23 protein-coding genes, 2 rRNA genes and 2 pseudogenes (1 of these 27 only partly in view) are annotated in these 24,147 nt (G+C 69.6%); 15 read left to right on the forward strand and 12 right to left on the reverse strand.

The features are described 5' to 3' along the window. Positions 1–2,659 (forward strand): 23S ribosomal RNA (locus QRX50_RS21390); it begins 459 nt to the left of the window's first position. A 56-nt stretch (positions 2,660–2,715) separates the two neighbouring features. Next, positions 2,716–2,832: ribosomal RNA gene (rrf, locus tag QRX50_RS21395) — 5S ribosomal RNA — on the forward strand. 86 nt (positions 2,833–2,918) lie between these two features. Here the strand turns inward: rrf and QRX50_RS21400 are convergent. Further along, positions 2,919–3,870: pseudogene (locus tag QRX50_RS21400) on the reverse strand (NADP-dependent oxidoreductase). A gap of 200 nt (positions 3,871–4,070) precedes the next feature. Here QRX50_RS21400 and QRX50_RS50385 point away from each other — a divergent pair. Continuing rightward, positions 4,071–4,304 (forward strand): TetR/AcrR family transcriptional regulator, encoded by a 234-nt coding sequence (locus tag QRX50_RS50385; protein WP_434533355.1) that lies wholly within the window; start codon positions 4,071–4,073, stop codon positions 4,302–4,304. Continuing rightward, positions 4,241–4,474 (forward strand): SbtR family transcriptional regulator, encoded by a 234-nt coding sequence (locus tag QRX50_RS50390; RefSeq protein WP_434533300.1) that lies wholly within the window; start codon positions 4,241–4,243, stop codon positions 4,472–4,474. The genes QRX50_RS50385 and QRX50_RS50390 overlap by 64 nt, the downstream gene beginning before the upstream one ends. 132 nt (positions 4,475–4,606) lie before the next feature. Here QRX50_RS50390 and cobF read toward each other — a convergent pair whose 3' ends face one another. Further along, positions 4,607–5,371 (reverse strand): precorrin-6A synthase (deacetylating), encoded by a 765-nt coding sequence (cobF, locus tag QRX50_RS21410; RefSeq protein WP_285973689.1) that lies wholly within the window; start codon positions 5,369–5,371, stop codon positions 4,607–4,609. A 112-nt stretch (positions 5,372–5,483) separates the two neighbouring features. On the opposite strand from cobF, the gene QRX50_RS21415 reads away from it, so the two are divergent. Beyond that, positions 5,484–5,690: a heavy-metal-associated domain-containing protein gene (locus tag QRX50_RS21415; protein ID WP_285973690.1), complete on the forward strand. Its 207-nt coding sequence runs from the start codon at positions 5,484–5,486 to the stop codon at positions 5,688–5,690. A 6-nt stretch (positions 5,691–5,696) separates the two neighbouring features. After that, the gene (locus tag QRX50_RS21420) at positions 5,697–7,931 is read left to right on the forward strand and encodes a heavy metal translocating P-type ATPase (protein WP_285973691.1); all 2,235 of its coding nucleotides are present in this window, start codon (positions 5,697–5,699) and stop codon (positions 7,929–7,931) included. A 61-nt stretch (positions 7,932–7,992) separates the two neighbouring features. Here the strand turns inward: QRX50_RS21420 and QRX50_RS21425 are convergent, their stop codons facing one another. From QRX50_RS21425 to QRX50_RS21440, 4 genes are all read right to left on the reverse strand, one after another. After that, entirely contained in the window at positions 7,993–8,274 is a 282-nt protein-coding gene (locus QRX50_RS21425; RefSeq protein WP_220243036.1) for a metal-sensitive transcriptional regulator, read from the reverse strand. A 78-nt stretch (positions 8,275–8,352) separates the two neighbouring features. Then, on the reverse strand, positions 8,353–9,069 hold the full coding sequence (locus tag QRX50_RS21430; protein WP_285973692.1) for a CPBP family intramembrane glutamic endopeptidase: 717 nt from the start codon (positions 9,067–9,069) through the stop codon (positions 8,353–8,355). A 127-nt stretch (positions 9,070–9,196) separates the two neighbouring features. Further along, entirely contained in the window at positions 9,197–10,186 is a 990-nt protein-coding gene (locus QRX50_RS21435; protein ID WP_285973693.1) for a DivIVA domain-containing protein, read from the reverse strand. A 119-nt stretch (positions 10,187–10,305) separates the two neighbouring features. Then, positions 10,306–11,025: an MgtC/SapB family protein gene (locus tag QRX50_RS21440; protein WP_285973694.1), complete on the reverse strand. Its 720-nt coding sequence runs from the start codon at positions 11,023–11,025 to the stop codon at positions 10,306–10,308. A 73-nt stretch (positions 11,026–11,098) separates the two neighbouring features. On the opposite strand from QRX50_RS21440, the gene QRX50_RS21445 reads away from it, so the two are divergent. Next, a complete protein-coding gene (locus QRX50_RS21445; RefSeq protein WP_220243032.1) occupies positions 11,099–11,719 on the forward strand; it encodes an L-threonylcarbamoyladenylate synthase in 621 nt (206 codons plus the stop codon). A 2-nt stretch (positions 11,720–11,721) separates the two neighbouring features. Here QRX50_RS21445 and QRX50_RS21450 read toward each other — a convergent pair whose 3' ends face one another. Further along, complete coding sequence (locus QRX50_RS21450; protein WP_285973695.1) at positions 11,722–12,282, reverse strand: TetR/AcrR family transcriptional regulator; 561 nt, start codon at positions 12,280–12,282, stop codon at positions 11,722–11,724. Positions 12,283–12,382: 100 nt separating this feature from the next. Here QRX50_RS21450 and QRX50_RS21455 point away from each other — a divergent pair. Continuing rightward, positions 12,383–13,752: pseudogene (locus QRX50_RS21455) on the forward strand (FAD-dependent monooxygenase). Positions 13,753–14,358: 606 nt separating this feature from the next. Here QRX50_RS21455 and QRX50_RS21460 read toward each other — a convergent pair. Beyond that, positions 14,359–15,903, reverse strand: a complete 1,545-nt coding sequence (locus tag QRX50_RS21460; RefSeq protein ID WP_285973696.1) for an FAD-dependent monooxygenase — start codon at positions 15,901–15,903, stop codon at positions 14,359–14,361. A gap of 97 nt (positions 15,904–16,000) precedes the next feature. Between QRX50_RS21460 and QRX50_RS21465 the strand changes: the two genes are divergently transcribed. The 5 genes from QRX50_RS21465 (at position 16,001) to QRX50_RS21485 (ending at position 19,903) form a co-directional block, all read left to right on the forward strand. Beyond that, a complete protein-coding gene (locus QRX50_RS21465; protein ID WP_285973697.1) occupies positions 16,001–16,744 on the forward strand; it encodes a TetR/AcrR family transcriptional regulator in 744 nt (247 codons plus the stop codon). Between the two features lie 178 nt (positions 16,745–16,922). Continuing rightward, on the forward strand, positions 16,923–17,306 hold the full coding sequence (locus tag QRX50_RS21470; protein WP_285973698.1) for a YciI family protein: 384 nt from the start codon (positions 16,923–16,925) through the stop codon (positions 17,304–17,306). After that, positions 17,306–18,535 (forward strand): RNA polymerase sigma factor, encoded by a 1,230-nt coding sequence (locus QRX50_RS21475; RefSeq protein ID WP_285973699.1) that lies wholly within the window; start codon positions 17,306–17,308, stop codon positions 18,533–18,535. Before QRX50_RS21470 ends, QRX50_RS21475 begins: the two co-directional genes overlap by 1 nt. 59 nt (positions 18,536–18,594) lie before the next feature. After that, a complete protein-coding gene (locus QRX50_RS21480) occupies positions 18,595–18,984 on the forward strand; it encodes an SgcJ/EcaC family oxidoreductase (protein WP_285973700.1) in 390 nt (129 codons plus the stop codon). Position 18,985: 1 nt separating this feature from the next. Continuing rightward, positions 18,986–19,903, forward strand: a complete 918-nt coding sequence (locus QRX50_RS21485; RefSeq protein ID WP_285973701.1) for a sigma-70 family RNA polymerase sigma factor — start codon at positions 18,986–18,988, stop codon at positions 19,901–19,903. 3 nt (positions 19,904–19,906) lie between these two features. Here the strand turns inward: QRX50_RS21485 and QRX50_RS21490 are convergent, their stop codons facing one another. From QRX50_RS21490 to QRX50_RS21505, 4 genes are all read right to left on the reverse strand, one after another. Further along, complete coding sequence (locus QRX50_RS21490) at positions 19,907–20,239, reverse strand: YciI family protein (RefSeq protein ID WP_285973702.1); 333 nt, start codon at positions 20,237–20,239, stop codon at positions 19,907–19,909. Between the two features lie 33 nt (positions 20,240–20,272). After that, the gene (locus QRX50_RS21495) at positions 20,273–20,740 is read right to left on the reverse strand and encodes a nitroreductase family deazaflavin-dependent oxidoreductase (protein ID WP_285973703.1); all 468 of its coding nucleotides are present in this window, start codon (positions 20,738–20,740) and stop codon (positions 20,273–20,275) included. 10 nt (positions 20,741–20,750) lie between these two features. After that, positions 20,751–21,491 carry a thioesterase II family protein gene (locus tag QRX50_RS21500; protein WP_285973704.1) on the reverse strand — a complete coding sequence of 247 codons (741 nt, stop codon included), beginning with the start codon at positions 21,489–21,491 and terminating at the stop codon, positions 20,751–20,753. 68 nt (positions 21,492–21,559) lie between these two features. Next, positions 21,560–22,744: a sialidase family protein gene (locus tag QRX50_RS21505; protein ID WP_285973705.1), complete on the reverse strand. Its 1,185-nt coding sequence runs from the start codon at positions 22,742–22,744 to the stop codon at positions 21,560–21,562. A 138-nt stretch (positions 22,745–22,882) separates the two neighbouring features. Here QRX50_RS21505 and QRX50_RS21510 point away from each other — a divergent pair, with 138 nt between their 5' ends. After that, the gene (locus QRX50_RS21510; protein ID WP_285973706.1) at positions 22,883–23,473 is read left to right on the forward strand and encodes a TetR/AcrR family transcriptional regulator; all 591 of its coding nucleotides are present in this window, start codon (positions 22,883–22,885) and stop codon (positions 23,471–23,473) included. Positions 23,474–23,526: 53 nt separating this feature from the next. After that, complete coding sequence (locus QRX50_RS21515; protein ID WP_285973707.1) at positions 23,527–24,141, forward strand: MBL fold metallo-hydrolase; 615 nt, start codon at positions 23,527–23,529, stop codon at positions 24,139–24,141. The last annotated feature ends 6 nt before the right edge of the window (positions 24,142–24,147 follow it).

Consider the following 24,147-nt stretch of genomic DNA (forward strand, 5'->3'; position numbering starts at 1 on the left):
CAGCGAGCTCGTGGAATTTGCTGTGAATCTGCCGGGACCACCCGGTAAGCCTAAATACTTCCTGAAGACCGATAGCGGACGAGTACCGTGAGGGAAAGATGAAAAGTACCCCGGGAGGGGAGTGAAAGAGTACCTGAAACCGTGTGCCTACAAGCCGTCAGAGCTGTAATAGGTGATGGCGTGCCTTTTGAAGAATGAGCCTGCGAGTTAGTGCTGCGTGGCGAGGTTAACCCGTGTGGGGTAGCCGTAGCGAAAGCGAGTCTGAATAGGGCGTCATAGTCGCGTGGTCTAGACCCGAAGCGGAGTGATCTACCCATGGCCAGGGTGAAGCGTCGGTAAGACGTCGTGGAGGCCCGAACCCACCAGGGTTGAAAACCTGGGGGATGAGCTGTGGGTAGGGGTGAAAGGCCAATCAAACTCCGTGATAGCTGGTTCTCCCCGAAATGCATTTAGGTGCAGCGTCACATGTTTCACCACGGGGGTAGAGCTACTGGATGGTCTAGGGGCCTTACCGGGTTACCGAAATCAACCAAACTCCGAATACCGTGGTGTGAGAGTGTGGCAGTGAGACGGCGGGGGATAAGCTTCGTCGTCGAGAGGGAAACAGCCCAGAACACCAGCTAAGGCCCCTAAGTGTGTGCTCAGTGGGAAAGGATGTGGGATTGCCCAGACAACCAGGAGGTTGGCTTAGAAGCAGCCACCCTTGAAAGAGTGCGTAATAGCTCACTGGTCAAGTGGTCCTGCGCCGACAATGTAGCGGGGCTTAAGCACACCGCCGAAGCTGTGTCATTGACACAATAGATCCGCGTGTTCCCTTGAGGAGCGCGTGTAGTCGTGTTGATGGGTAGGGGAGCGTCCTGCATCCAGGGAAGCCACGGTGGAAACCAGTGGTGGAGGGTGTGGGAGTGAGAATGCAGGCATGAGTAGCGAATGCAGAGTGAGAAACTCTGCCGCCGGATGACCAAGGGTTCCTGGGCCAGGCTAATCCGCCCAGGGTAAGTCGGGACCTAAGGCGAGGCCGACAGGCGTAGTCGATGGACAACGGGTTGATATTCCCGTACCCGAGCATGTGCGCCCATGATGAGGCAGTTGATACTAACCACCCAAAGCGCATGGTGAAGTCTTCGGATGGAGCTGTGTTGTGGAGCGTGGGATCTGATTCTGTAGTAGTCAAGCGATGGGGTGACGCAGGAAGGTAGCTCCGCCAGGCGATGGTTGTCCTGGTGTAAGCGTGTAGGCCGTCATGTAGGTAAATCCGCATGGCTATAGGCTGAGACGTGATGCGTAGCCGTTTGAGGCGAAGAGGGTGATCCTATGCTGCCGAGAAAAGCCTCTAGTGAGTGCATGCACGGCCCGTACCCCAAACCAACACAGGTGGTCAGGTAGAGAATACCAAGGCGATCGGGTGAACTGTGGTTAAGGAACTCGGCAAAATGCCCCCGTAACTTCGGGAGAAGGGGGGCCAGTGCTCTTGAGGCCTTTTACAGGCTAGGGAGTGGTGGCCGCAGAGACCAGCGGAAAGCGACTGTTTACTAAAAACACAGGTCCATGCGAAGTCGCAAGACGATGTATATGGACTGACGCCTGCCCGGTGCTGGAACGTTAAGAGGACCGGTTAATCCCTTCGGGGGTGAAGCTGAGAATTTAAGCGCCAGTAAACGGCGGTGGTAACTATAACCATCCTAAGGTAGCGAAATTCCTTGTCGGGTAAGTTCCGACCTGCACGAATGGCGTAACGACTTTCCGGCTGTCTCAACCACAGGCCCGGCGAAATTGCACTACGAGTAAAGATGCTCGTTACGCGCGGCAGGACGGAAAGACCCCGGGACCTTTACTATAGTTTGGTATTGGTTTTCGGTTCGGCTTGTGTAGGATAGGTGGGAGACTGTGAAGCGGTGACGCTAGTTACTGTGGAGTCATTGTTGAAATACCACTCTGGTCGAATTGGGAATCTGAACCTCGGGCCATGATCTGGTTCAGGGACAGTGCCTGATGGGTAGTTTAACTGGGGCGGTTGCCTCCTAAAGAGTAACGGAGGCGCCCAAAGGTTCCCTCAGCCTGGTTGGCAATCAGGTGTTGAGTGCAAGTGCACAAGGGAGCTTGACTGTGAGACAGACATGTCGAGCAGGGACGAAAGTCGGGACTAGTGATCCGGCACCACCTGGTGGAAGGGGTGTCGCTCAACGGATAAAAGGTACCCCGGGGATAACAGGCTGATCTTGCCCAAGAGTCCATATCGACGGCATGGTTTGGCACCTCGATGTCGGCTCGTCGCATCCTGGGGCCGGAGTAGGTCCCAAGGGTTGGGCTGTTCGCCCATTAAAGCGGCACGCGAGCTGGGTTTAGAACGTCGTGAGACAGTTCGGTCCCTATCCGCCGCGCGCGTAGGATACTTGAGGAAGGCTGTCCCTAGTACGAGAGGACCGGGACGGACGAACCTCTGGTGTGCCAGTTGTCCCGCCAGGGGCATGGCTGGTTGGCCACGTTCGGAAGGGATAACCGCTGAAGGCATCTAAGCGGGAAGCCTGTTCCAAGATGAGGTATCCCACCCCATGTGGGTTAAGGCCCCCAAGAGACGATTGGGTTGATAGGCCAGAGATGGAAGCACAGTAATGTGTTGTTGAGTTGACTGGTACTAATAGGCCGAGGACTTGCCTACAAAGATGTTACGCATCCACTCTACGGTTCTGAAACACCACGCGTGTTTCGTAGTGTTTCGGTGGTTATAGCGCCAGGGAAACGCCCGGTCCCATTCCGAACCCGGAAGCTAAGCCTGGTAGCGCCGATGGTACTGCAACCGAAGGGTTGTGGGAGAGTAGGACGCCGCCGAACTAAAAGTAAGGGTTAGGCCCCGGTTGAGAACGCGCAAGCGATTCTCCCGGGGCCTAACCCTATTTCGGCACCTTTATGGCCTCGATCTAGAGATCGATGACGATCTTGCCGTGCACGTGCCGGTCGGCTTGCAGCTCGGTCGCGCGGTGGATCTGCTCGATCGGGAACTCGCCGCGATCGGCACCCGGAGCCGGCCTGCCGAGACCAGGCGCGCTATGTCTTCCAGGGTGCCGGGAGCAGCGTTCGCGCCGTTGGCCGCCGGCACACCGTCGACTTTCGTGGCGATGGTGCAGATGCGGCTGTCCGGCACACCGAGTTCCTTCGCGGCGTGGAGTGTCTCTGTCCCGTACAGGTCGATGGCGGCGGTGACACCGCCGGGAGCGAGGGCTCGGACCCGGTCGGCCAGGCTGTCGCCGTAGGTGACCGGTTCCGCTCCGAGCTCGCGCAGGAACTCAGACAATGCCGCTGATCCCGTACCGATCACGCGCGCTCCGGCGATCCGCGCCAGCTGGACGGCGAAGACCCCGACCCCGCCGCCCGCCCCGCCGATCAGCACCGTGTCGTCCGGGCCGGGCGCCACCGAGGCGAGGGCGGCGAAAGCCGTGCGGCCGGCGATGGTGAGGGTGGCGGTGCGGTCGTCGACGCCCTCGGGAGTGTGGGTGGGCTTCGTTCGCCGCGGCCGCCCCGGCGGGGTCGATCACCGCGAAGTCGGCGACTGCGCGCGATAGAGCGCATCCGAACACCCGGTCACCGGGCGCGAAGCCGGTCACCCTGGCACCGACCTGGTCGACCACCCCCGCGTAGTCGGTCCCGTATCCGGCCGGGAGGCGCAAGCCGAACCGGGCGGCGGTGTCCGCGTCGGCGGTCGTGATCCAGTCCATCGGGTTCAGACCGGCCGCGGTGACCCGCCCGGACCTGTCCCGAGCCGGCCTGCGGAGCGGGAATCTCACCGACGTCCAAGACCTCAGGGCAGCCGAACGAATCGAGCTGCACCGCTCTGCTCCTGCCCGTAGGCAAGTGATCGCTCTGTTGCCCCATGTCTGCCTTGCTCCTCGGACGAGGGAACGCAGTGAAACGGACCATGCTTCGTTTGCGTGGACGACTCCAACACAATCGGAGCGTGATCCGTTTTGGCTGAGGCGGAGATGCGTGCGCTACGGGCGGACGCAACCCGCAACCGCGAGCAGCTGCTCGCGGTGGCGACTCGCGTGTTCGTGTCGGCTGACGTCGAGCCGTCGATGCGCGCGATCCCCCGTGAGGCCGGGGTCGGCATCGCCACGCTGTACCGGCACTTCCCGACCCGCGAGTCGCTGGTCGAGGCGGTCTATCGGGACCAGGTCGTGCGGCTGACGACTGGCGCTCGTGAACTGCTCGCCCGGCTGCCCCGGCCGCGGCGATACGGCGTTGGATGGACTTGTTCGGAGACTGGATCGCGACCAAGAACGGGATGCTCGACACGCTGCTCGCGATGATCGAGTCGGGCGAGATCGCCCACGCGCAGACGCGGACCGAACTGCTGGCGGCCATCACCACGATCCTCGACGCCGGCCGCGCGGCGGGCGACCTCCGCTCCGACGTCACCGCCGAAGACATCGCCGCCGCCCTCATCGGCATCTACCGTGGCCCCCCGGCTCGAAGATGAGGCCAAGGCCGGCCGCCTGCTGACCCTCCTGATGGGCGGCCTCCGGCCACCGCCGGGCTGAGCCGCCTCGAACCGGCGGGCCGGCCACTGTGCCGGTGTCGCCCAGGGTGTGGAGCCGGTCCTGGAGCCGGGCTATCGCTGGGGGCGGCGCAGCAGATAGGTGTCCATGATCCAGCCATGCTTCTCCCGCGCCTCCGCGCGGACCGCGCTGATGCGGGCCGCCAGGGCGGCGTCAAGGGGGCCCGACAGCAGGATCTCGTCCGGAGTGCCCACGTACGCGCCCCAGTAGATGTGCAGGCCCTGGTCGGTGAACTGGTTGAAGGTGGTGTGTGCGTCGAGCAGGACGAAGACGTCGTCGGCGTCCGCGGGCCAGCCCGTGGCCAGGCGGCGGCCGGTGGTGAGCTGGACGGCGCGGCCGATCTGGTTCATCGTCGTGCGGTGGCGGGCGACCAGGGCGGAGATGCTGCTCACGCCGGGGACCACTTCGTAGTCGAAAGCGACGTTGCCGCGCGCGAGCACCGCCTCGATGAGGGCGATGGTGCTGTCGTAGAGCGACGGGTCGCCCCAGACGAGGAAGGCGCCGGTGTCGTCGGGGCCGAGGGAGTCGCGGATGAGCCGCTCGTAGACGTCCGTGCGGAGCTCGTGCCAGTCGGCCACGGCGGCGCGGTAGTCGGACGGCGCGCGGTCGCGGTCGGGGTCGGTGGCGGTGACCACGCGATAGCCGGGGCGTGTGACGAAGCGCGACAGGATGTCCTGGCGCAGTCGTACGAGGTCGGCCTTCGCGGAGCCTTTGTCGAGGACGAAAAACACGTCGACGCGGTTGAGGCGGTCGATCGCCTGGACGGTGAGGTGTTCCGGGTCGCCGGCGCCGATCCCGATCGCGTAGAGCTTCCGCATCACCGCAGTCTGCCGCGCCGGGTAACGGGTCCCGCAGGCGGCCCGCGTGGTGAACCCCTACCCCCAAGGGGTATAAAGGAGTCAGGAACGCCACAGCACGAAGGAGCCGGTGATGACCGAAGCCACCTACACCGTCGAGGGTATGACCTGCGCGCACTGTGTCGGCGCGGTTCGCGAAGAGGTCGGGGAGCTCGCCGGTGTCCGGGAAGTCGACGTGGATCTCGCGTCGGGTGCGGTGAAGGTCGTCAGCGAGCAGCCGCTGACCGTGGACGCCGTCTCGGCGGCGGTCACCGAAGCCGGCTACCGGCTCGTCGCGTAGGCCGCCATGACCACGACGACACACGCTCCGCAGACGGTCGAGCTCGTCATCGGCGGGATGACGTGCGCTTCGTGCGCCGCCCGCGTGGAGCGCAAGCTGAACAAGGTCGACGGGGTCACGGCGAGCGTCAACTACGCCACCGAGAAGGCCCACGTCGAGTTCCCCGCCACGATTTCGGTCGACGACCTGGTCGGCGTCGTCGAGGCCACCGGCTACACGGCGCAACGCCCCGAACCCGAGAAGCCCGAAGGGCCCGAGCCCGAGGACGAGACGCGCCCCCTGCGCGACCGGCTCGTGTACTCGGCGCTGCTGACGGTGCCGGTGATCCTGCTCGCGATGGTCCCCGCGCTGCAGTTCGGCAACTGGCAGTGGCTCTCGCTCACGCTGGCCGCGCCGGTCGTGGTGTGGGGCGCGTTCCCGTTCCACCGCGCCGCGTGGACCAACCTGCGCCACGCCGCCGCGACCATGGACACCCTGATCTCCCTCGGCGTCTCCGCGGCCACGCTCTGGTCGCTCTACGCCCTGTTCTTCGGCACCGCCGGCATGGCCGGGATGCGCGACGCCTTCACCCTGACCGTGACGCCGGGGATGGGCACGAACAGCATCTACCTCGAGGTCGCCTCCGGCGTGACCACGTTCATCCTCGCCGGCCGCTACTTCGAAGCCCGCGCCAAGCGCCGCTCCGGCGCCGCTCTGCGCGCGTTGTTCGAGCTCGGTGCGAAGGACGTCACCGTCCTGCGGAACGGCACCGAACGCCGGGTCCCGGTGGGTGAGCTCAAGGTCGGTGATCTGTTCGTCGTCCGCCCAGGCGAGAAGATCGCCACCGACGGCGTGATCACCGAAGGCAGCTCCGCGGTCGACGTCAGCATGATCACCGGCGAGTCCGTGCCCGTCGAAGTCACCTCCGGCGACGTCGTGACCGGCGCGACCGTGAACGTCGGTGGCCGCCTGGTCGTGAAAGCCACCCGGATCGGCGACGACACCCGCCTCGCCCAGATGGCGCGCCTCGTCGAGGAAGCCCAGAACGGCAAGGCCGCCGTCCAGCGGCTGGCCGACCGGGTCTCCGGGATCTTCGTCCCCATCGTGCTCATGCTCGCCCTGATCACGCTCGTCGCGTGGCTGACCAGCGGCGGCGACGTCGCCGAAGCCTTCACCGCCGCGGTCGCCGTGCTGATCATCGCCTGCCCCTGCGCGCTCGGCCTGGCCACGCCCACGGCGCTACTGGTCGGCACCGGCCGCGGCGCCCAGCTCGGGATCCTGATCAAGGGCCCCGAGGTGCTCGAGTCCACCCGCCGCGTCGACACCGTCGTGCTCGACAAAACCGGCACCGTCACGACCGGCCGCATGAGCCTCACCGGCGTCCACCCCGCCGACGGCATCACCGAGGCCGAGGTCCTGCGCTACGCCGGAGCCGTCGAAGACGCCTCCGAGCACCCCATCGCCAAGGCTATCGGGACCGGCGCTCGCGAGCGCCTCGGCGAGCTGCCCGCGGTCCAGGAGTTCCGCTCGACCGAGGGCCTCGGTGTCACCGGCCTCGTCGACGGCACCGCCGTCCTCGCCGGCCGTGCCGCGTTCCTGGCCGACTGGGGCATTCACGTCGACGGCCCGCTCGCCGACGCCAAGGCGGCGGCCGAGCGGCAGGGCGCCACCGCGGTGTTCGTGGCGTGGGACGGCGCGGCCCAAGCCGTGCTGGTCGTCGCCGACACGATCAAACCCACCTCGGCCCAAGCCGTCGCCGAACTCCGCGCCCTCGGCCTCACGCCGGTGCTGCTGACCGGAGACAACGCGGGCGCCGCTCAGGCCATCGCGCGAGCCGCCGGCATCGACGAGGTCATCGCCGAGGTCCTGCCCGAAGACAAGGTCGCGGTGGTCAAGCGGCTGCAGTCCGAGGGCCGCGTGGTCGCGATGGTCGGCGACGGCGTGAACGACGCCGCCGCCCTCGCCCAAGCCGACCTCGGCCTGTCCATGGGCACTGGAACCGACGCCGCGATCGAGGCCGGCGACCTCACCCTCGTCCGCGGTGACCTGCGCGCCGCCGTCGACGCCATCCGCCTCGCTCGGCGCACGCTCGGCACGATCAAGGGCAACCTGTTCTGGGCCTTCGCCTACAACGTCGCGGCCCTGCCGCTGGCGGCGTTCGGCCTGCTCAACCCCATGATCGCCGGCGCCGCCATGGCCGTCTCGTCGGTGTTCGTGGTCTCGAACAGCCTCCGCCTGCGCGGCTTCCGCGCCGCACGCTGAACCGCGCACCAAAAAAGAGGAGCGCCCGGCAGCCGGGGCGCTCCTCTTTCACTGTTCGAGCCTACGAGCGGACCAGCCGCGCGATCGCGTCGGAGGCCTCACGGACCTTCAGGTCGGCTTCCTCACCACCGGCCGCGGCGGCCTGCACGACGCAGGTGGCCAAGTGCTCGTCGAGCAGCTCCAGCGAGAACGACTGCAGCGCCTTCGTGGCCGCCGACACCTGCGTGAGGATGTCGATGCAGTACTTGTCCTCCTCGACCATGCGCTGCAGGCCTCGGATCTGTCCCTCGATGCGGCGCAGACGCTTCAGATAGGCATCCCGCTCGTTGCCGTAGCCCGTCATCGCGCATCGTCCCCTTCGTTCGCACCTGTACGTCGTCCAGTATACCCACCCCACGTATCCGATACGGGGTATGTGTATTCACGCCCGGACGGCCACCGCGATGACGAGCCCACCGACGTTCGTCGTGAAGTGCACCAGCACCGATGCCAGCACGCCGCGGCCGAAGTGCCGCCACGCGTACAGGAAGACGCCCGCCGCGGCCGCGGCGACCATCGCGAGCACCTGCAGCAGCTGCGTCGGAATGCCGCCGAGCGCCGCATGCACGGCCGCGTTGCGCCCGACGGCCAGCGCCGGAAGGAAGTGCCACAGCCCGAAGAACGCCGACGCCCCGAGGATCGGCCCCCATCGCCAGCGGTCGTCGCGCGCGCCGAGCAGCGCGGGCAGTACGCCGCGGAACGCGATCTCCTCCACGATCACCGTGCCGAACGTGATCCGCCCGAGCGTGAGCCACAGCAGTTGCAGCAGGTCGGGGTCGCCGACGCGCCCGTCGTCGTAGACGGTCCGCAACGCCGGTACGACGGCCGCGATGCCGAAGACGACCAGGAAGAACGCCGCCCCGACCAGCCCCGTCACGGCCGCTCGCCCGAGCGTCGCGCGGCTGACGCCGAGGTCGGCCGGTGTGTACCCGGCGCCGAACGCCAGCGCGAGCAGCACCGCCGCCGTCACGGCGCCGCACACCGGGTACGCCCAGCCCGGCAGGACCCGGTTGGCGAGCGTGGTCGCGGTCGCCAGCACCACCACACACACGACGACGAGCAGCAACCGCGTCGACGTCCTCGGCCCGGTGATGGTCATGGCCCCAACTTAGGGGCGCACGTGATCTCGGCGGCGCGCTCCACGCCGGGGCCGGGGTGAAAAGCCGGGCCCCGGCAAGCCGTGCTCAGGCGCCCGGCAGAAGTTGCGCGAGTGAGATAATCGCAGGTCAGCCGGTTGTGGCTGCCTCGGTGAGCGCCGGTTTGCGGCGCTGGACGGGCACGGGGGTGTCGGTGTCGTCGGGTTGCGGGTCCAGCGCGGCGGTCGCCGACGCCAGGAGTTCGCGGGTGCCGGTGAGCGCCGTTTTCAGGCGGTGGTGGATGGCCGTCAGCTCGGCGACGCGATCGTCGGCCCGGGTGACGATGTCGTTGGCGTGCTCGGTCGCGCGGCGGACCCGGGTGTCGGCCTCCGTCTGCGCCGCGACGGTCTGCGCGGCGAGCACGCGGTGGGTTTCGGTGCGCTGGTTCTCCAGGTCACGCAGGGTTTCCGTGCGCTGGGCAGCCAGGGCACGCTCGGTTTCGGTGCGCTGGGCGTTCAGCTTGCGCAACGTTTCCGTGCGGTGGGCGTCGAGCTCGCGCAGCGTTTTGGTGCGCTGGGTGTCCAGTTCGGTGATCGTCGCGGTGCGGCGCTGGTGCAGGGCCACGGTGAGGTCTTCCTCCATGTGGCGGCGCTGCTTCGCGGCGGCTTCATCGGCGGCGGCGCGTTCGGCGGCCGCCCGGCGCATGAATTCCTCGTGCGCGGCACGCTGGCGACGGCGATCTTCCTCGGTCGCGGCGACGAGCGCGCGTTCCTTCTCGGTGAGCCGCACGGCCTCGGCCTCGGCGTCGAGCCGCGTCTGCTCCGCCTTTTCCTTTGCCCGCGCGATGATTTCCGAAGCTTCTTCGCGAGTCAGCTCGATCATGCGCCGTGATCGTTCCTGGAGCGCGTCGGCTTCTATGGGGGTGCGGCTGATGCGGTCGATCGTCGCGTGCAGCTCGCGGTTGTGCTCCGCCAGCCGGGCCACGCGCCGCATCGCCGCGTCGCGTTCGGCCGCCACCCGGTGGAGCTCTTCCTGGGCCCAGGCCACGAATTCCTTGACCTGGCCTCGGTGATAGCCGCGCCAAGCCGGGTCGAAACGCGGCTCGACGGACATCAGGTCCTCGCCACTTTCGGGGGCCATGGCCTCACCTCCCATTTGGATGGTTTCTCCCCGGGCGCGTTTTTTCCTTTGCCGCACCGAGGTTTCCGTGTGCCGTCCAGTGTGCCCGAAGACCGGGCCGCTGTGGGACAGGCACGCGATCAATCTTCGAGCGGATCTTCCGCGCCCGTCGCGGTGCTCCGCACACCGGGCAGTTCCGCGAGTTCCGCCGTCAGTTCCGCAAGATCACCGCGGCCCTGCAATCGCAGCGTGACGACCGCGATCCGTTGCCCCTCTTCGGAAACCGTCTCCCTGTCGACCGCCACCTGGTGGACCACCCAGCCGCGTTCGGTACAGCTCGCGAGAACGTTTCGCAAAACTCCGTGCCCATCGGAGTAGCTCAGCCGCAGAATGGGTGGTTCACGCCGATGCCGCGCCACGAACCGGGAAAGCGGCGGGAAACCGCGAGTGATCACGATCAGTCCCACGGTCGTCGCCGCCGCGAGCACGGGCAGCCCCGCACCGCACGCGACGCCGACGGCCGCCGCGAGCCACACCGTCGCGGCCGTCGTGAGCCCGCGCACCGCGTCGCGGCGCACGAAGATCAACCCGCCGCCGACGAACCCGATGCCCGAGACGATCTGCGCCGCGATCCGCGACGGGTCGAGCGCCACGTGCTCGGTGTTCAGCAGGTCGGCGAACCCGTACTTGGACACGAGCATGAACACCGCCGACCCCACGCCCACCAGGGTGTGCGTGCGCAGGCCGGCCTGTTTGTTGCCGACCTCGCGCTCGAGGCCGATCGCCGTGCTCAGCACCAGGGCGAGCAACACGGGGAGCAGCAGTGACCACTGTTCGTCCGTGGACCAGAGAGCGTGCACGCCGACACTTTGCCTCGCCGCCCGCTGGCGCGCCCGCCCGGCCCCCGAGGTGGATCACCCCTAAGCTCGGCGCATGGCCCGCTACTTCGACGTGCACCCGCAGAACCCCCAGCGGCGCTCGCTGGCCCAGGTCGTGGACCTGCTTCGCGAAGACGGGCTCATCGCGTATCCCACCGACTCCTGCTTCGCACTCGGCTGCCGGCTCGGCAACCAGGAGGGCATGGAGCGGATCCGGGCGATCCGCAAGCTGGACCACCGCCACCACTTCACGCTCGTCTGCCAGGACTTCGCCCAGCTCGGGCAGTTCGTGCACGTGGACAACACGGTGTTCCGGGCGATCAAGGCCACGACGCCCGGGCCGTACACGTTCATTCTTCCCGCGACCAAGGAAGTGCCGCGGCGGCTGATGCACGCGAAGAAGAAGACTGTCGGCGTGCGCATCCCGGAGCACGTGGTCACGCAGGCGCTGCTGGCCGAGCTCGGGGAGCCGATCCTGTCGAGCACGCTGCTGCTGCCCGACTCCGGCGAGCCCCTCACCCAGGGCTGGGAGATCAAGGAAGAGCTTGATCACCAGCTCGACGCGGTGCTCGATTCCGGCGACTGCGGCGTCGAGCCGACCACGGTGGTCGACTTCTCGTCCGGCGAGGCGGAGATCGTCCGCTACGGCGCGGGCGACGCGACGCGGTTCGAGTGAGCTCAGTACCCCACGAGGTAGCGCTGCAGCGTCGGCCCGAGCCAGCGCACGGCCTCGTCCTCGGTCATCTCCGCGATCGGCGGTAGCCGCAGCACGAACCGGCACAGCGCCAGGCCCAGCACCTGCGACGAGATCAGCCCGGCGCGCACCGGCGCCTCGGCGGGATCCGGGCAGACCTTCGCGACCTGCGGTCCGAGCTGGTCGGCGAAGATCGAGCGCATGCGTTCGGCCGCCGTCTCGTTCGTGACGCCCGCGCGCAGGAGCGCGAACAGCGTCTCGTCATTCGACCAGCGCGCCAGCACGTGCCGCGCGAGCAGCGTGCCGGCGTCTTCGAGCGGCAGCTGCGTGAAGTCGGGCAGGCGCAGGTCGAAGTGGGCCGCGGCCGCGAAGAGCTTTTCCTTGGAGCCGTAGTAGCGCATCACCATCGACGGGTCGATGGCCGCGTCGGCCGCGATGGCGCGGATCGTCGCGCGCTCGTACCCGTCCGCGGCGAAGCGTTCGCGGGCGGCGTCGAGGATGGCGGCGCGCGTCGCGTCGGAGCGCCGGGGTCGGGCCGAGGTCATGCCAACAACTGTAGGCCAACGGGTGTTGACAGGGCTGGCACCTGGGCGTCTACTGGATGCCAACAGGTGTTGGCAAACGGATGTTGACTTGGGGGTCGACATGGAATCGGAAGTGCTGGTCGTCGGAGCCGGACCCGTCGGGCTGCTGCTCGCGGGGGATCTCGCCGAAGCCGGCGTGGCCGTGACGGTGCTCGAACGGCGGACCACGGGATCGAACCTGACCAGGGCGTTCGGGGTGCACGCCCGCACGTTGGAGCACCTCGACGTGCGCGGCGTCGCCGACGAGCTCATCGCCACCGGCGCGCGGCTGCGCGAGCTGCGGCTGTTCGACCGGGTCGAGATCGACCTCGCGAAGCTGCCCTCGCGCTACGGCTACCTGCTGATCACCCCGCAGACCCACACCGAGGAGATCCTGCGTTCGCGCGCCGAGCGGCTTGGCGCGAAGTTCGTGTGGGGCGCCGAGGTGCACACGCTCGCCCAGGACCACGACGGCGTCGACGTCACCACCGCCGACGGCCGGCGCGCTACCGCGCCCGCTACCTCGTCGGCACCGACGGGCTGCACAGCGTCGTGCGCCGGCAACTCGGCCTGCCCTTCCCCGGCCGTTCGGTACTGAAGTCGATCATGCTGGCCGACGTCCGGCTCGCCTCGCCACCCGAAGACCTCCTCATGGTCAACGGCGTCGGCGACGGCTTCGCGTTCGTCGCCCCCTTCGGCGACGGCTACTACCGCGTGTTCGCCTGGGACCGGCGCTCCCAAATGCCGGACGACGCGCCGCTCTCACTCGACGAGGTCCGCGACGTCACCCGCCGCTCCCTCGGCACCGACCTCGGCATGCACGACGCCCGCTGGCTCTCCCGCTTCCACAGCGACGAGCGCCAGGCCCCCCACTACCGCTCCGGCCGCGTCTTCCTCGCCGGCGACGCCGCCCACGTCCACTCGCCCGCCGGCGGCCAGGGCATGAACACCGGCCTGCAGGACGCGGCCAACCTGAGCTGGAAACTCGCCGAGGTCCTGGCCGGCCGCCTGCCGGAAACCCTGCTCGACACGTACGAAGCCGAGCGCCACCCGGTCGGCCGCCTCGTCCTCCGCAGCAGCGGCGCGATCATCCGCCTGGCGATGATCAAGCCGCTCGCGCTCCGCGAAGCCCGCAACCGGCTCCTCGGCGCCGCCCTGTCCGCAGGCCCGCTCTCCCGCCGCGTCGCGGGCGTGATCTCGGGTGTCGGTATCCGGTACGCGCCTCCGGTGGGTGCTGGTCGTCTTGTCGGAGCCCGCGCTGAGGACCGCGCGCTTCCTGCGGGCCGGTTGTATGAGCAGTTGCGGGGTGGCCGGTTTGTCTACATCGGTGGCCGCCGGCCGGCCGGGTTGCCGGAGCGGGTGGTGTTCGCGCGGGGTGTCGGGGAGGTGTTGGTGCGGCCTGATGCGCATGTTGGCTGGGTGGGGGATCCGGTGGGGTACTTCGGTCGGTGAGCTGGGCCTCCTGGGGGCCGGTTGTGCGCGCAGTTGCGCGGGAGCCACTTCATTTGGGTCGATGACCGCCGCTTCCGAGGTTGCCGGAGCAAGGGGGGTGTTCGCGCCGGGGCGTCGCGACGTGCTGGTGCGGCCGGATGCGCTTGCTGGCTGGGTGGGGATCCGGTGGGGTGCCCTCGCCAGTGCGCTGCGCTTCGTGTGTGGCCGCGTGTGCGGGCAGTGCGCGGGAGTCACTTGCGTCGATGACCACCGCTTCCGAGGTTGCCGGAGCGGGTGGTGTTCGCGCCGCGCCGTCGTGACGTGTTGGTGCGGCCGGATGCGCATGTTGGCTGGGTGGGGGATCCGGTGGGGTACTTCGGCGGGTGAGCCGGCTCCTGGGCGGCCGCTTGTGTGCGCAGTTGCGGGGGTGGCCGTTTCGTCTACGTCGGGTGACCACCGCCTCCCGAGCCGGCTGGACCACGTGGTGTTGGCGCGGGTGCCGGGAGGTGCTGGTCCGGCCCACCGCGTATGTCGGCGGGGCAGAGGGCCCGGCCCAGTACCTCGGCCGCTGAGCCCGGCCGAGCGGGGGTGGGCGTACCGCCATCGACGCCCATCCCGGGCGAGAGTTCACCCACCGACGGCCGCCGGGTGGCCGAGTATGCGGGCGCACGCGTCGGAGAGGGGGATGTCGGACGACCAGTGCCACGCCACGATCGCGTCGGGGCGGAGGAGGAGGGCGCCGTCGGGTGAGAGGTCGACGGAGGCGAGCCAGGTGGGGTCGGGGACCGGGACCGTGCGGAGGCCGAGGAGGTGGGCTGTCGCGGTCCAGTGTGTCTCGCCGGGGGAGGTCAGGAGGGCGAAGTCCGGGCCGGCCAGGTCCACAGTGGACACCCTTGGCGAGACCCAGGCGTGGGGCACGCGGGTGCCGGGGCGGCCGCCGGGGGCGTAGTGGTCGGAGGGGGCAGGGCCGCGGGTGTCGGGGGCGAAGGCGCCTTCGTCGTACTGCACGCCGAAAAGGGCTGCGACCGGGTCGACGGGGACTTCGCCGCTGGTGACGGAGGCGATCATGGTGCCGAGGTGGCCGCTGACCCGGCTGGAGAACTCGGCCGTCGCGTAGCCCAGGGGGTGGCGTTCGGCGTGGTAGGTGTCGAGCAGCGCGGGTGACGCCGACCCGGCGAGGACGGCCGCGAGCTTCCACGCCAGGTTGTGGACGTCGCCGATCGCGGCGTTCGCGCCGGCCGCGGCCAGAGGCGGCATGGCGTGCGCGGCGTCTCCGGCGAGGAAGACGCGGCCCTCGGCGTAGCGGTCGGCGACGTACATGCCCGACTCCCACGGCATCAGGCTCAGTACCTCCACGTCGAGGTCCGGCACGCCGACGACGGTGCGCAGCAGGTCGCGCCAGCCGTCGTCGCCCAAGGTCGCGGAGCCGGCGAAGTCCGACGTGGAGAACAGCCAACGGTCGGTGCCGTTCACCGACACGAACGCGCCCGACGCCGCCGGATTCTCGATCTGGCACAGGTTGAACTTCTTGTCCCGCACCAGGTCCGTGAGATCGGCGCGGAACGCGATATCCAGGTTGTCCGCGAGGCGGCCGTAGCCGCTGCGCGGAATCCCCAGCGCTTCGCGGACCGGGCTGCGCGCCCCGTCGGCCGCGATCAGGTAATCGGCCGCCACTTCCGAGACCTCGCCCCCGGCGGAACGCAGCGCCACGGTGATTCCCGAGGGCGACTGCGTGAACGACACCAGTTCCGTCGAGAACCGCACCGAAACGCCACGGTCCTCCGCGGCCCGCCGCAGCACCGGCTCCAACACGTCCTGCGGGCACAGCACGCTCGGCGCCGGGCTCTGGTCGTTCATCCGGCCGTACTGCGTGATGCCCGCCTGCATCGCCGGAGTGATCTCCGGCCACTTCGCCTCGGCCAGCGTCGGCCCCGTCAGCATCCCCGCGAACGACGCCAGCGGCGCACTCGCCTCCGCCACCGCGTCGCTCATGCCGAGCGCGCGGAACACCTCGTTGCTGCGATGGTTGAACCGCCGCGCCTTCGGCTGCGGTGACGTGCTCGCGTGCTTCTCCACCAGCACCGCCCGCACACCGTGGCTCTGCAGCAGCAACGCCGCCGTCAACCCGGCGACCCCACCGCCGCTGATCAGCACCTGCGTCCGTTCGTTCATGACAACCCCCAACCAGACCGACCTCGGATGTGTACGTCGTACACTCTATGTACCTTGTACACGTCGAGTAGGATCGACGCAACCGACAGGAGGTCGCTTGAGCGCTCAGGGAACCCCGACCCCGCCGATCTGGCTGCTGCCCGAACCGCCCGAACGGCGGTGGGGCCTCGGCCGCGCGGAGATCGTGAAGACCGCGATCGCGATCGCCGACTCCGGCGGCTCCGACGCGCTCACCATGCGCGCCGTCGCGAAGGAGCTGGGCTCGTCCACGCCCATGTCGCTCTACCGCTACGTGCACAACAAGGACGGCCTCGTCGACCTCATGCTCGACGCGGCGAACGCCGAGGTCACCACGCCCGAGCAGCCGGGTGAGGACTGGCGTGCCGATCTCACCCGGGTCTCGCACGACTCGTGGACGATGATGAAACGCCACCCCTGGTTCGCCGAGCTCGTGCACCAGCGCCCGCCCGCCGGGCCGAACGCGAGCCGTCGCCAGGAGTTCGTGCTGAGCACCTTCGTCGGCCTGGGCCAGGGCCTCTCGGCCGCGGTTTCCTATCACCGGCTGCTCGACGGTTACGTCGTCGGCCAGGCCCTGCAGCGGATCGAAGAGAAGAAGATGTGGCAGCGGCAGGGCTTCCGCGGGCTCGACGACGTCCAGGAGCTCGCCGGCGCCTGGTTCGTCGACGTCGGCAGCGACGCGGCGCCGCGTTTCCCGCTGCTCGAACGCGTGGTCAAGGACTTCCTCAACGCCGACCCCCACGCCCCGGCCACCCCCGCCGAGGACGTTCAGTTCACGCTCGGGCTCGACTGCCTGCTCGACGGCATCTCCACCCGGCTCTGACGCTCGCGTCCCTTCAACGCCCGGCCCACCACCACGCAGACCACTGTGGACAGTCCCGATCTCAACGCCGCGTGCGCACTCGCCGTCAGGACCGGCGAACCTACCGCCGAGCGCTTCCGCACCCGCTCGCGTCCGCTAGGTTGGGGCCGGTCAGGATCCGGCCCCTGGGGAGGACGACATGAAGTTCCTGCTGACGATGCACATGAACCCCGAAGTCTGGGATGGGCTCTCGGAGGAGACCAAGGACGCGGTCATGACCGGGCACGGGGACTTCATCGCGAAGATCCGCGCGTCGGGGGAGATGATCAACACCCAGGCGCTCGGCGCGCCCGCGGACAGCGCCGTGGTGCACGTGCGCAGCGGGGTGCCGGTCGTGACCGACGGGCCGTTCACCGAGTCGAAGGAGTTCCTCGCGGGCTTCTACTTCGTGGAGTGCGAGAACCGGGAACGCGCGCTCGAGGTCGCCGCGATGATCCCCGACGCCGGCATCGAGGGCCTCGGCATCGAGGTCCGCCCGGTCGCGTTCTTCGCCGGCGCCGAGGGCGAGCCCGAGCCCGGCTGATGGACGTCGAACTGCTCCGGCCGCTCGTACCGCAGGTACTCGGGGCGCTGGTGCGCCGGTACGGCCAGTTCGAGGCCTGCGAGGATGCCGTGCAGGAGGCGCTGCTCGCGGCCGTCGAGCAGTGGGCCGACGGGGACGTGCCGGACAACCCGCGCGCGTGGCTGCTCACCGTCGCGACCCGGCGGCTCACCGACCTCTGGCGCAGCGAGAGCGCTCGGCGCCGGCGCGAAGAGAACGTGGCCGGGCAAGAGGTCACGCAGGTGGTGCCGGGGCCGGGCGAGGACCGCGGGCCGGAGCACGACGACACGTTGACGCTGCTGTTCCTCTGCTGCCACCCGGCGGTGACGCCGAGCTCGCAGGTCGCGCTGACGTTGCGCGCGGTGGGCGGCCTGACCACGGCGGAGATCGCGACCGCGTTCCTGGTGCCCGAGGCCACGATGACGCGGCGGATCACGCGCGCGAAGGAGAGCATCGCGGCCGCGGGGTCGACGTTCGCCGAGCCCTCGGCCGAGGACTGGCCTGATCGGCTGCAGGTCGTGCTCCATGTGCTCTACCTGATCTTCAACGAGGGCTACACCGCGTCTTCGGGCGAGGAACTGCACCGCGTGGAGCTCACCGCGGAAGCGATCCGGCTGACACGCGCCGTGCGCACGCTCCTGCCCGACGACGGTGAGGTCGCGGGCCTGCTCGCGCTGATGCTGCTCGCCGACGCCCGCCGCCCCGCGCGGACGCACGAGGGCGCGCTGCTGCCGCTGGCCGACCAGGACCGTCGCTTGTGGACGGTGCCGCTGATCGTCGAAGGCGTGGAGCTGGTGAGCCGCACGCTCGGGCGCGGACCCGTGGGTCCGTACCAGGTGCAGGCCGCGATCGCCGCGCTGCACGACCGCGCGGCGAGCACCGAGACCACGGACTGGCCGCAGATCGTCGAGCTCTACGACGTGCTGGCGGAGCTCGCGCCGAGCCCGGTCGTGACGCTCAACCGCGCGATCGCCGTCGCGATGGTCGACGGGCCGGCCGCCGCGCTGGCCCTGCTCGCCACCGTGGCGGACGACAGCCGGCTCAAGCAGGGCCACCGCCTCGACGCCGTGCGCGCCCACCTGCTGGAGCTCGCCGGCGATACCGCCGCGGCCCACGCGCACTACCTGCGCGCGGCCAAACGGACGTCGAGCCTGCCTGAGCGCCGCTACCTGCAATCGCGAGCCGAAAAGTTTCTGCCGCTCCAGCGATGAGTTCCGGGCGGCCCGCCGGTATGTCCCCGCGAAACCACTTCACGGAAGGGACCGCCACGATGACTACCACCGCCACCCCCGCCGAGATCCGCGACCTGCTGACCGGCCTCTACGCCGCCTGGGCCGAGAACGACGCCGCGGCCTTCGCCGCGCGGTACACCGAAGACGCGACCGTGGTGATGCCCGGCGTCTTCCACCAGGGCCGCGCCGCCGTGCGCGAGTACATGGGCGCTGCGTTCGCCGGCCCGCTCAAGGGTTCGCGCGGCGTCGACGAGCCGCAGGACGTGCGTGTCGACGGCGACACCGCGATCGTCGTCAGCCGCGCCGGGATCCTGTTCGCCGGCGCGGACTCGCTGCCGGCCGAACGCGAGCGCATCGCCACCTGGGTCCTGACCCGGGCCGCCGGCTCGTGGTCGGTCGCCGCCTACAGCAACGCCCCGGCGCACTGACGTGCCCGACTTCGCGGCGAGCACCGGTCCGCACCGGGCCGAGCTGGTGGTGCACTGCTACCGCCTGCTCGGCTCGGTGCACGAGGCCGAGGACCTCGTGCAGGAGACGATGCTGCGCGCCTGGCGCGCGTGGGAACGCTACGACAGCACGCGCGCCTCGATCCGGACCTGGCTCTACCGCATAGCGACCAACGCGTGCCTCACCGCGCTCGAAGGTCGCGCCCGGCGTCCGTTGCCGACGGGCCTCGGCGGCCCGAGCGAAGATCCGCTGCAGCGGCTCGTGCCGGCGTTCGACGTGCCGTGGCTGCAGCCGCTGCCCGACGACCCGGCCGCCGTCACCGCCGCGCGCTCGGGCGTGCGGCTCGCCTTCGTCGCGGCGATGCAGCTGCTGCCGCCGCGGCAACGCGCTGTGCTCGTGCTGCGCGACGTGCTCGACTTCAGCGCCGCTGAGGTGGCCGATCTGCTCGGTACCACCACGGCCTCGGTGAACAGCGCTTTGCAACGCGCGCGAAGCGGCGTCGCCGGCGTGTCGGCCGACGAGCTCACCGAATCGGGCGAAGAGGTCATCGACGACTACGTCCGTGCGTTCGAGGAGGCGGACGTCGACGCGTTGGTGGCCCTGCTGACCGACGAGGTCGTGCTGGAGATGCCGCCCGTCCCGCTCTGGTACCGCGGCCGCGACGACTACGCCCGCTTCATGGCCCGCGTGTTCGAGATGCGCGGCACGCGCTGGCAGCTGCAGCGCACGCACGCCAACGGCCAGCCCGCCTTCGCCGCCTACTGCTGGGACGGCTCGGACTTCCACCTGCACACGCTGCAGGTGTTCTCGATCGCCGACGGCCGGGTGGCGCACACCGTCGTGTTCCAGGACCCCGCGGTGTTCGAGGTGTTCGGCCTGGCGCCGGTGCTCACGCGCTGAGGGTCAGCCGCCGAGCAGCGGCCGGACCTCGACGCCGCCGTCGAGCACCGGGACGAACCCGCCGATCTCCACGGCGTGGTCGAGGTCGCGCGCGTCGACGATGAAGAAGCCGGCCATGGCTTCCGGGCTCACCGCGAAGGCGCCGGGGGCGACCGCTGCGCCGCGAAGCGACCGCGTCTTGGCCGAGGGCTGGGTGGCGTACCCGGCGATGAGCGTGCCGCCGGAAGCGGTGATGCGGTCCTCGACGCGGGCGTGCTCTTCGAGCAGCTCGGGCGGGAGATCCGCGACGCCGCCGGGCGTCTCGCGCTCGTAGATCAGGATCGCGTAGTGCGGCATCCGCCTCTCCTTCGCTCGGCCGAATGGCCCAAGCTACCGGGGCGAGAGGAGGAACACGCGGATTTCACGATGAGCGGCGCGCACGGCGTATGTGTCGTAGGCGGGCCAATACCGGGCGACAGCGTCCCACATCTCCTGGCGCTCGTCGCCTTCGAGGAGCCGGCCGCGGACCGCAGTGGTGCGCCCGCGCATGCTGACGGTCGCCTCGGGCTGGGCCATCAGGTTCGCCGACCACGCGGGTTGCTTCTCGCCGCCCCAGTTGGAGCCGATCACGACGTAGCCCCCGTCACGTTCGACGTAGAGCAGCGGCACCTGGCGCGGCTCGCCGCTCGTGCGCCCGACCGTGGTCAGCAGCAGGGCCGGCAGACCCAGCGGCGTGCCGACACCCAGACGTCCGCCGGTCACGCGCAACATCACGCGGTCGGCGGGGACGAGCGCCCGCCCGAGCGCGGCGAACGCGGGGGTCTTGCCGAACCCGGTGAGGAGCTTTCGCAGTCCCATTTCGCGCACCTTACTGGGTGATCACCAGGGTCTTCCGCAGTGCTGCCACGACGTCCGGAAGCCGCTCGGTGAGGTAGAGGTGGCCGCCGGGGTGCGCCGTGAAGTCGAAGCCGCCGGTGGTGTGGGCGGCCCAGGCGCGGACGTCTTCGGGGGTCACCCGCGGGTCGTCGGCGCCGGCGTGCGCGTGGATCGGCGCGGCCAGCGGCGGGGTGTCGGGATGGGTGTGGGTCTCGACGGCGGTGCAGTCGGCGCGCAGCGCGGGCAGGACCAGGGCGCGCAGTTCTTCGTCGGCGAGCACGCGCGGGTCGGTGCCGCTGAGGTTCGCGACTTCGGCGAGCAAGGCGTTGTCGTCGAGCAGATGTTTGGTGTCGTCGCCCGGGCGGGACGGGGCGCGGCGAGCGGAGACGACCACCGCGTGCGGCCCGGAGCCCCGCGCTTCCAGCCGGAGGCCGACTTCGTAGGCGAGCGTGGCGCCCATGCTGTGGCCGAAGAGCACGACGGGCACGTCGAGCCACGGCAGCACCGCCTGCGTGATGGCGTCGGCGAGGTCCGGGACCCGCGTGAGCGCCGGCTCGCCGAACCGGTCTTGGCGGCCGGGGTACTGCACGGCGAGCACGTCGACGTCGGGTGAGAGCGCCTTCGAGAACGGGTGGAAAAACGACGCCGAACCGCCCGCGTGCGGCAGGAACACCAGACGCGCCGGTGCGTCGTCGGCCGGGTGGTAGCGCCGGATCCACCGGTCTTCGGTCATCGCCGTGCCCCCTTCTGCCCCGTCCCGATCCTGCCGCACCCCCAGGCACGGCAGGACCGAGGTGTGGGTCAGCGCACGTCGGAAAGCGGGATGCGCTGGAACACCACGCTTTCGTACGGGCCGGCGGTCCCCGTCTCGTAGAGCAGGCCGGCGGTCGCCGGGTCGGCTTGCACGAGGTCGGAGTAGCCCGCCGGGTTGCTCGTCAGCGTGCGGCCCGCGCTCCACGTGCGCCCGCCGTCGGAGCTGAGCCGCAGCCGCATGACCGCGCGGGTGGCCGGGTCGGCCGGGCCGGAGTAGACCAGCAGCCAGGGGATCGTGGTCTGCAGCACGCTGCCTTCCACCTTCGTCCCGGAGATCCCCGGCTGCACCTGGTACGGCCGCACGAGCGTCTTGCCGCCGTCGAAGCTGTAGCCGTCGACGCGGTGGTCGGCGGCGGAGCCCTGGTTGCGGCTGGTGAAGTACAGCGCGCCCGTGGGCAGCTCGGTCATCGACGTCTCGTTGGCGGCGATCACGCCGTCGGTGCGGTCGTCGGTGAAGCCGATGTGCCAGGTGCGGCCGTTGTCGTCGCTGTAGAGGTCGTGGCCGCCGTAGTACTTCGCCTCCGTGCCGATGTCGGTGGAGCCGGCGGGCGGAGCGCTGGAATGGTTGGCGGGCACCACGATCCGGCCGGCGTGCGGGCCGTGACGCAGGAGCGTGGCGTGGCCCGGACCGGTGGCGTACCAGCGCCAGGTGGGCAGTTTGGTCTCGGTGGTGATGTCGCGGGCCGACGTCCAGGTGCGGCCGTTGTCGCGGCTGCTGGACACGAACACGCGGCGGGTGTCCTGCGCGGACGCGGTGCCGGACATGATCTGCGCTTCGCTGACCGGTCCGTTGTGGACGGTCAGCAGCACGAGCTCGCCGTCGCGCGCGACGACCGGGGTGGGGTTGCCGGCGGTGTTGTCGCCGTTGCTGTCCACCACGGTCAGCGGGCCCCAGGTGCAGCCACCGTCGCGCGAGGTTTTCGACACGGTCTGGATGGCGCCGGAGTCTCCGGCCGAGTCGCGCCGGCCTTCGGCGAAGGCCACCAGCGACCCGTTGGCGGCGCGCACCACCGCGGGGATGCGGAAGGTGTCGTAGCCCTCGGAGCCGGAGGTGAAGGGCACCGACGACGTGCAGCCGTGGTGCGCGGGTGCGGCCGTGGCCGCGGGGGTGAACGACAGCCCGAGTGCGGCTGCCGCGAGAAGAGTCGTCCCGAACCTGCGGATCGGTGACACGTTCCGCCTCCTCGTCAGTGGGGATGGGGGAGAGACGCAGGACGTGGGATGTCCGACGTCCTATGTCCGGACAACCTAGGGAGCGGTGCGGGGTTCGTCAAGGTGTTGTCGCTGCCTACACCCGAGTAAGGTGCGGGCATGACGGAGGCGCGCACCAGCTACCACCACGGCAACCTGCGGGCGGTGCTGCTCGAGAACGCCGAGCGGGTACTGGAGGAGTCGGGGCCCGACGAGCTGTCGCTGCGGCAGCTGGCCCGCGACGCCGGGGTGAGCCACGGGGCGCCGCGCCAGCACTTCGCGGACAAGCGGGCGCTGCTCGACGCCCTCGCGGAGCGGGGTTTCGAGCAGCTGGGCCACGAGCTCGAGGCGGCGCGCGCCGACGACGGTGCGCCGTTCGCCGCCGCGCTGCTGGCGTTCGCGCGTGCGTGGGTGGGGTTCGCGACGCGCCGGCCGGCACTGCTGGACCTGATGTTCGCGGCGAAGAACCGCGAGGACGCCCGTGACCTGCGGGCGGTGGCGGACCGGACGTTCGCCGCGACGTCGGCGATGATCGCCCGCGCGCAGGCGGGCGGCGACGTGGTGGCGGGTGAGCACGTGGAGTACGCGATCTTCGCGACCTTGCAGGGGCTCGCGTCGCTCGTGACCAGCGGCATGAGCGGGGCACGGCCGGTGGCGCAGCTGGTGGACGAGACCATCGCGACGCTCGTCGACGGGCTGAGGTCGCGCTGAGCTGTCGCTATTTGAGACCGCCGCGGCTCGTGGTGCGTGCGATCGTCCCGGGCGTGGACGTCGATCTCACCGTGACCGCCGGGAACTACCGCTTCGACGGGGTGTCGTTCGCCGTCGACACGAACATCTGGCTCCTCGGCGACGAGGAGGAGGTGCTGGTGGTCGACGCCGGCTTCGACGCGACCGCCATCGCCGCCGCGATCGACGGGCGCGACGTGCTGGGCATCCTGTGCACCCACGCGCACAACGACCACGCCGACGCCGCGCTCACCCTGGCCGACGCGACGGGCGCGCCCGTGCTCCTGCACCCGGGCGACGCCAAGCTGTGGGCCACGGTCAACCCCGGCCGCCGCCCCGACGCCGAGCTGGCCGACGGGCAGGTGCTCACCGTCGCCGGCTCACCGGTGGTCGTCCTGCACACCCCGGGTCACACGGCGGGTTCGGTGTGTTTGCACCTGCCCGACGAAGGCCTGCTCTTCAGCGGCGACACGCTCCTGTCCGGCGGCCCGGGCATGACCGGCGACGTGATGTCGAGCCGGTCGACGCTGCACGATTCGGTGCGCCGGAAATTGCTCGTGCTGCCCGATGAAACGGTGGTGCACCCGGGCCACGGATACGACACGGACATCGGCACCGAACGCGTGGAATCGTGGGCCGGGCAGATTTGAGCGGTC

Source organism: Amycolatopsis sp. 2-15, assembly GCF_030285625.1.
Classification (GTDB): Bacteria; Actinomycetota; Actinomycetes; order Mycobacteriales; family Pseudonocardiaceae; genus Amycolatopsis; species Amycolatopsis carbonis.

Bases quoted from the DNA above. Each gene is read 5' to 3' on its own strand.
- QRX50_RS21460 (WP_285973696.1), bottom strand. From the start codon at position 15,903: ATGAACGAACGGACGCAGGTGCTGATCAGCGGCGGTGGGGTCGCCGGG.
- QRX50_RS50385 (WP_434533355.1), top strand. From the start codon at position 4,071: ATGCGCGCGATCCCCCGTGAGGCCGGGGTCGGCATCGCCACGCTGTAC.
- QRX50_RS21425 (WP_220243036.1), bottom strand. From the start codon at position 8,274: ATGACGGGCTACGGCAACGAGCGGGATGCCTATCTGAAGCGTCTGCGC.
- QRX50_RS21445 (WP_220243032.1), top strand. From the start codon at position 11,099: ATGGCCCGCTACTTCGACGTGCACCCGCAGAACCCCCAGCGGCGCTCG.
- QRX50_RS21500 (WP_285973704.1), bottom strand. From the start codon at position 21,491: ATGACCGAAGACCGGTGGATCCGGCGCTACCACCCGGCCGACGACGCA.
- QRX50_RS21430 (WP_285973692.1), bottom strand. From the start codon at position 9,069: ATGACCATCACCGGGCCGAGGACGTCGACGCGGTTGCTGCTCGTCGTC.
- QRX50_RS50390 (WP_434533300.1), top strand. From the start codon at position 4,241: ATGGACTTGTTCGGAGACTGGATCGCGACCAAGAACGGGATGCTCGAC.
- QRX50_RS21435 (WP_285973693.1), bottom strand. From the start codon at position 10,186: ATGGCCCCCGAAAGTGGCGAGGACCTGATGTCCGTCGAGCCGCGTTTC.
- QRX50_RS21420 (WP_285973691.1), top strand. From the start codon at position 5,697: ATGACCACGACGACACACGCTCCGCAGACGGTCGAGCTCGTCATCGGC.
- QRX50_RS21510 (WP_285973706.1), top strand. From the start codon at position 22,883: ATGACGGAGGCGCGCACCAGCTACCACCACGGCAACCTGCGGGCGGTG.
- QRX50_RS21470 (WP_285973698.1), top strand. From the start codon at position 16,923: ATGAAGTTCCTGCTGACGATGCACATGAACCCCGAAGTCTGGGATGGG.
- QRX50_RS21475 (WP_285973699.1), top strand. From the start codon at position 17,306: ATGGACGTCGAACTGCTCCGGCCGCTCGTACCGCAGGTACTCGGGGCG.
- cobF (WP_285973689.1), bottom strand. From the start codon at position 5,371: ATGCGGAAGCTCTACGCGATCGGGATCGGCGCCGGCGACCCGGAACAC.
- QRX50_RS21490 (WP_285973702.1), bottom strand. From the start codon at position 20,239: ATGCCGCACTACGCGATCCTGATCTACGAGCGCGAGACGCCCGGCGGC.
- QRX50_RS21480 (WP_285973700.1), top strand. From the start codon at position 18,595: ATGACTACCACCGCCACCCCCGCCGAGATCCGCGACCTGCTGACCGGC.
- QRX50_RS21495 (WP_285973703.1), bottom strand. From the start codon at position 20,740: ATGGGACTGCGAAAGCTCCTCACCGGGTTCGGCAAGACCCCCGCGTTC.
- QRX50_RS21450 (WP_285973695.1), bottom strand. From the start codon at position 12,282: ATGACCTCGGCCCGACCCCGGCGCTCCGACGCGACGCGCGCCGCCATC.
- QRX50_RS21415 (WP_285973690.1), top strand. From the start codon at position 5,484: ATGACCGAAGCCACCTACACCGTCGAGGGTATGACCTGCGCGCACTGT.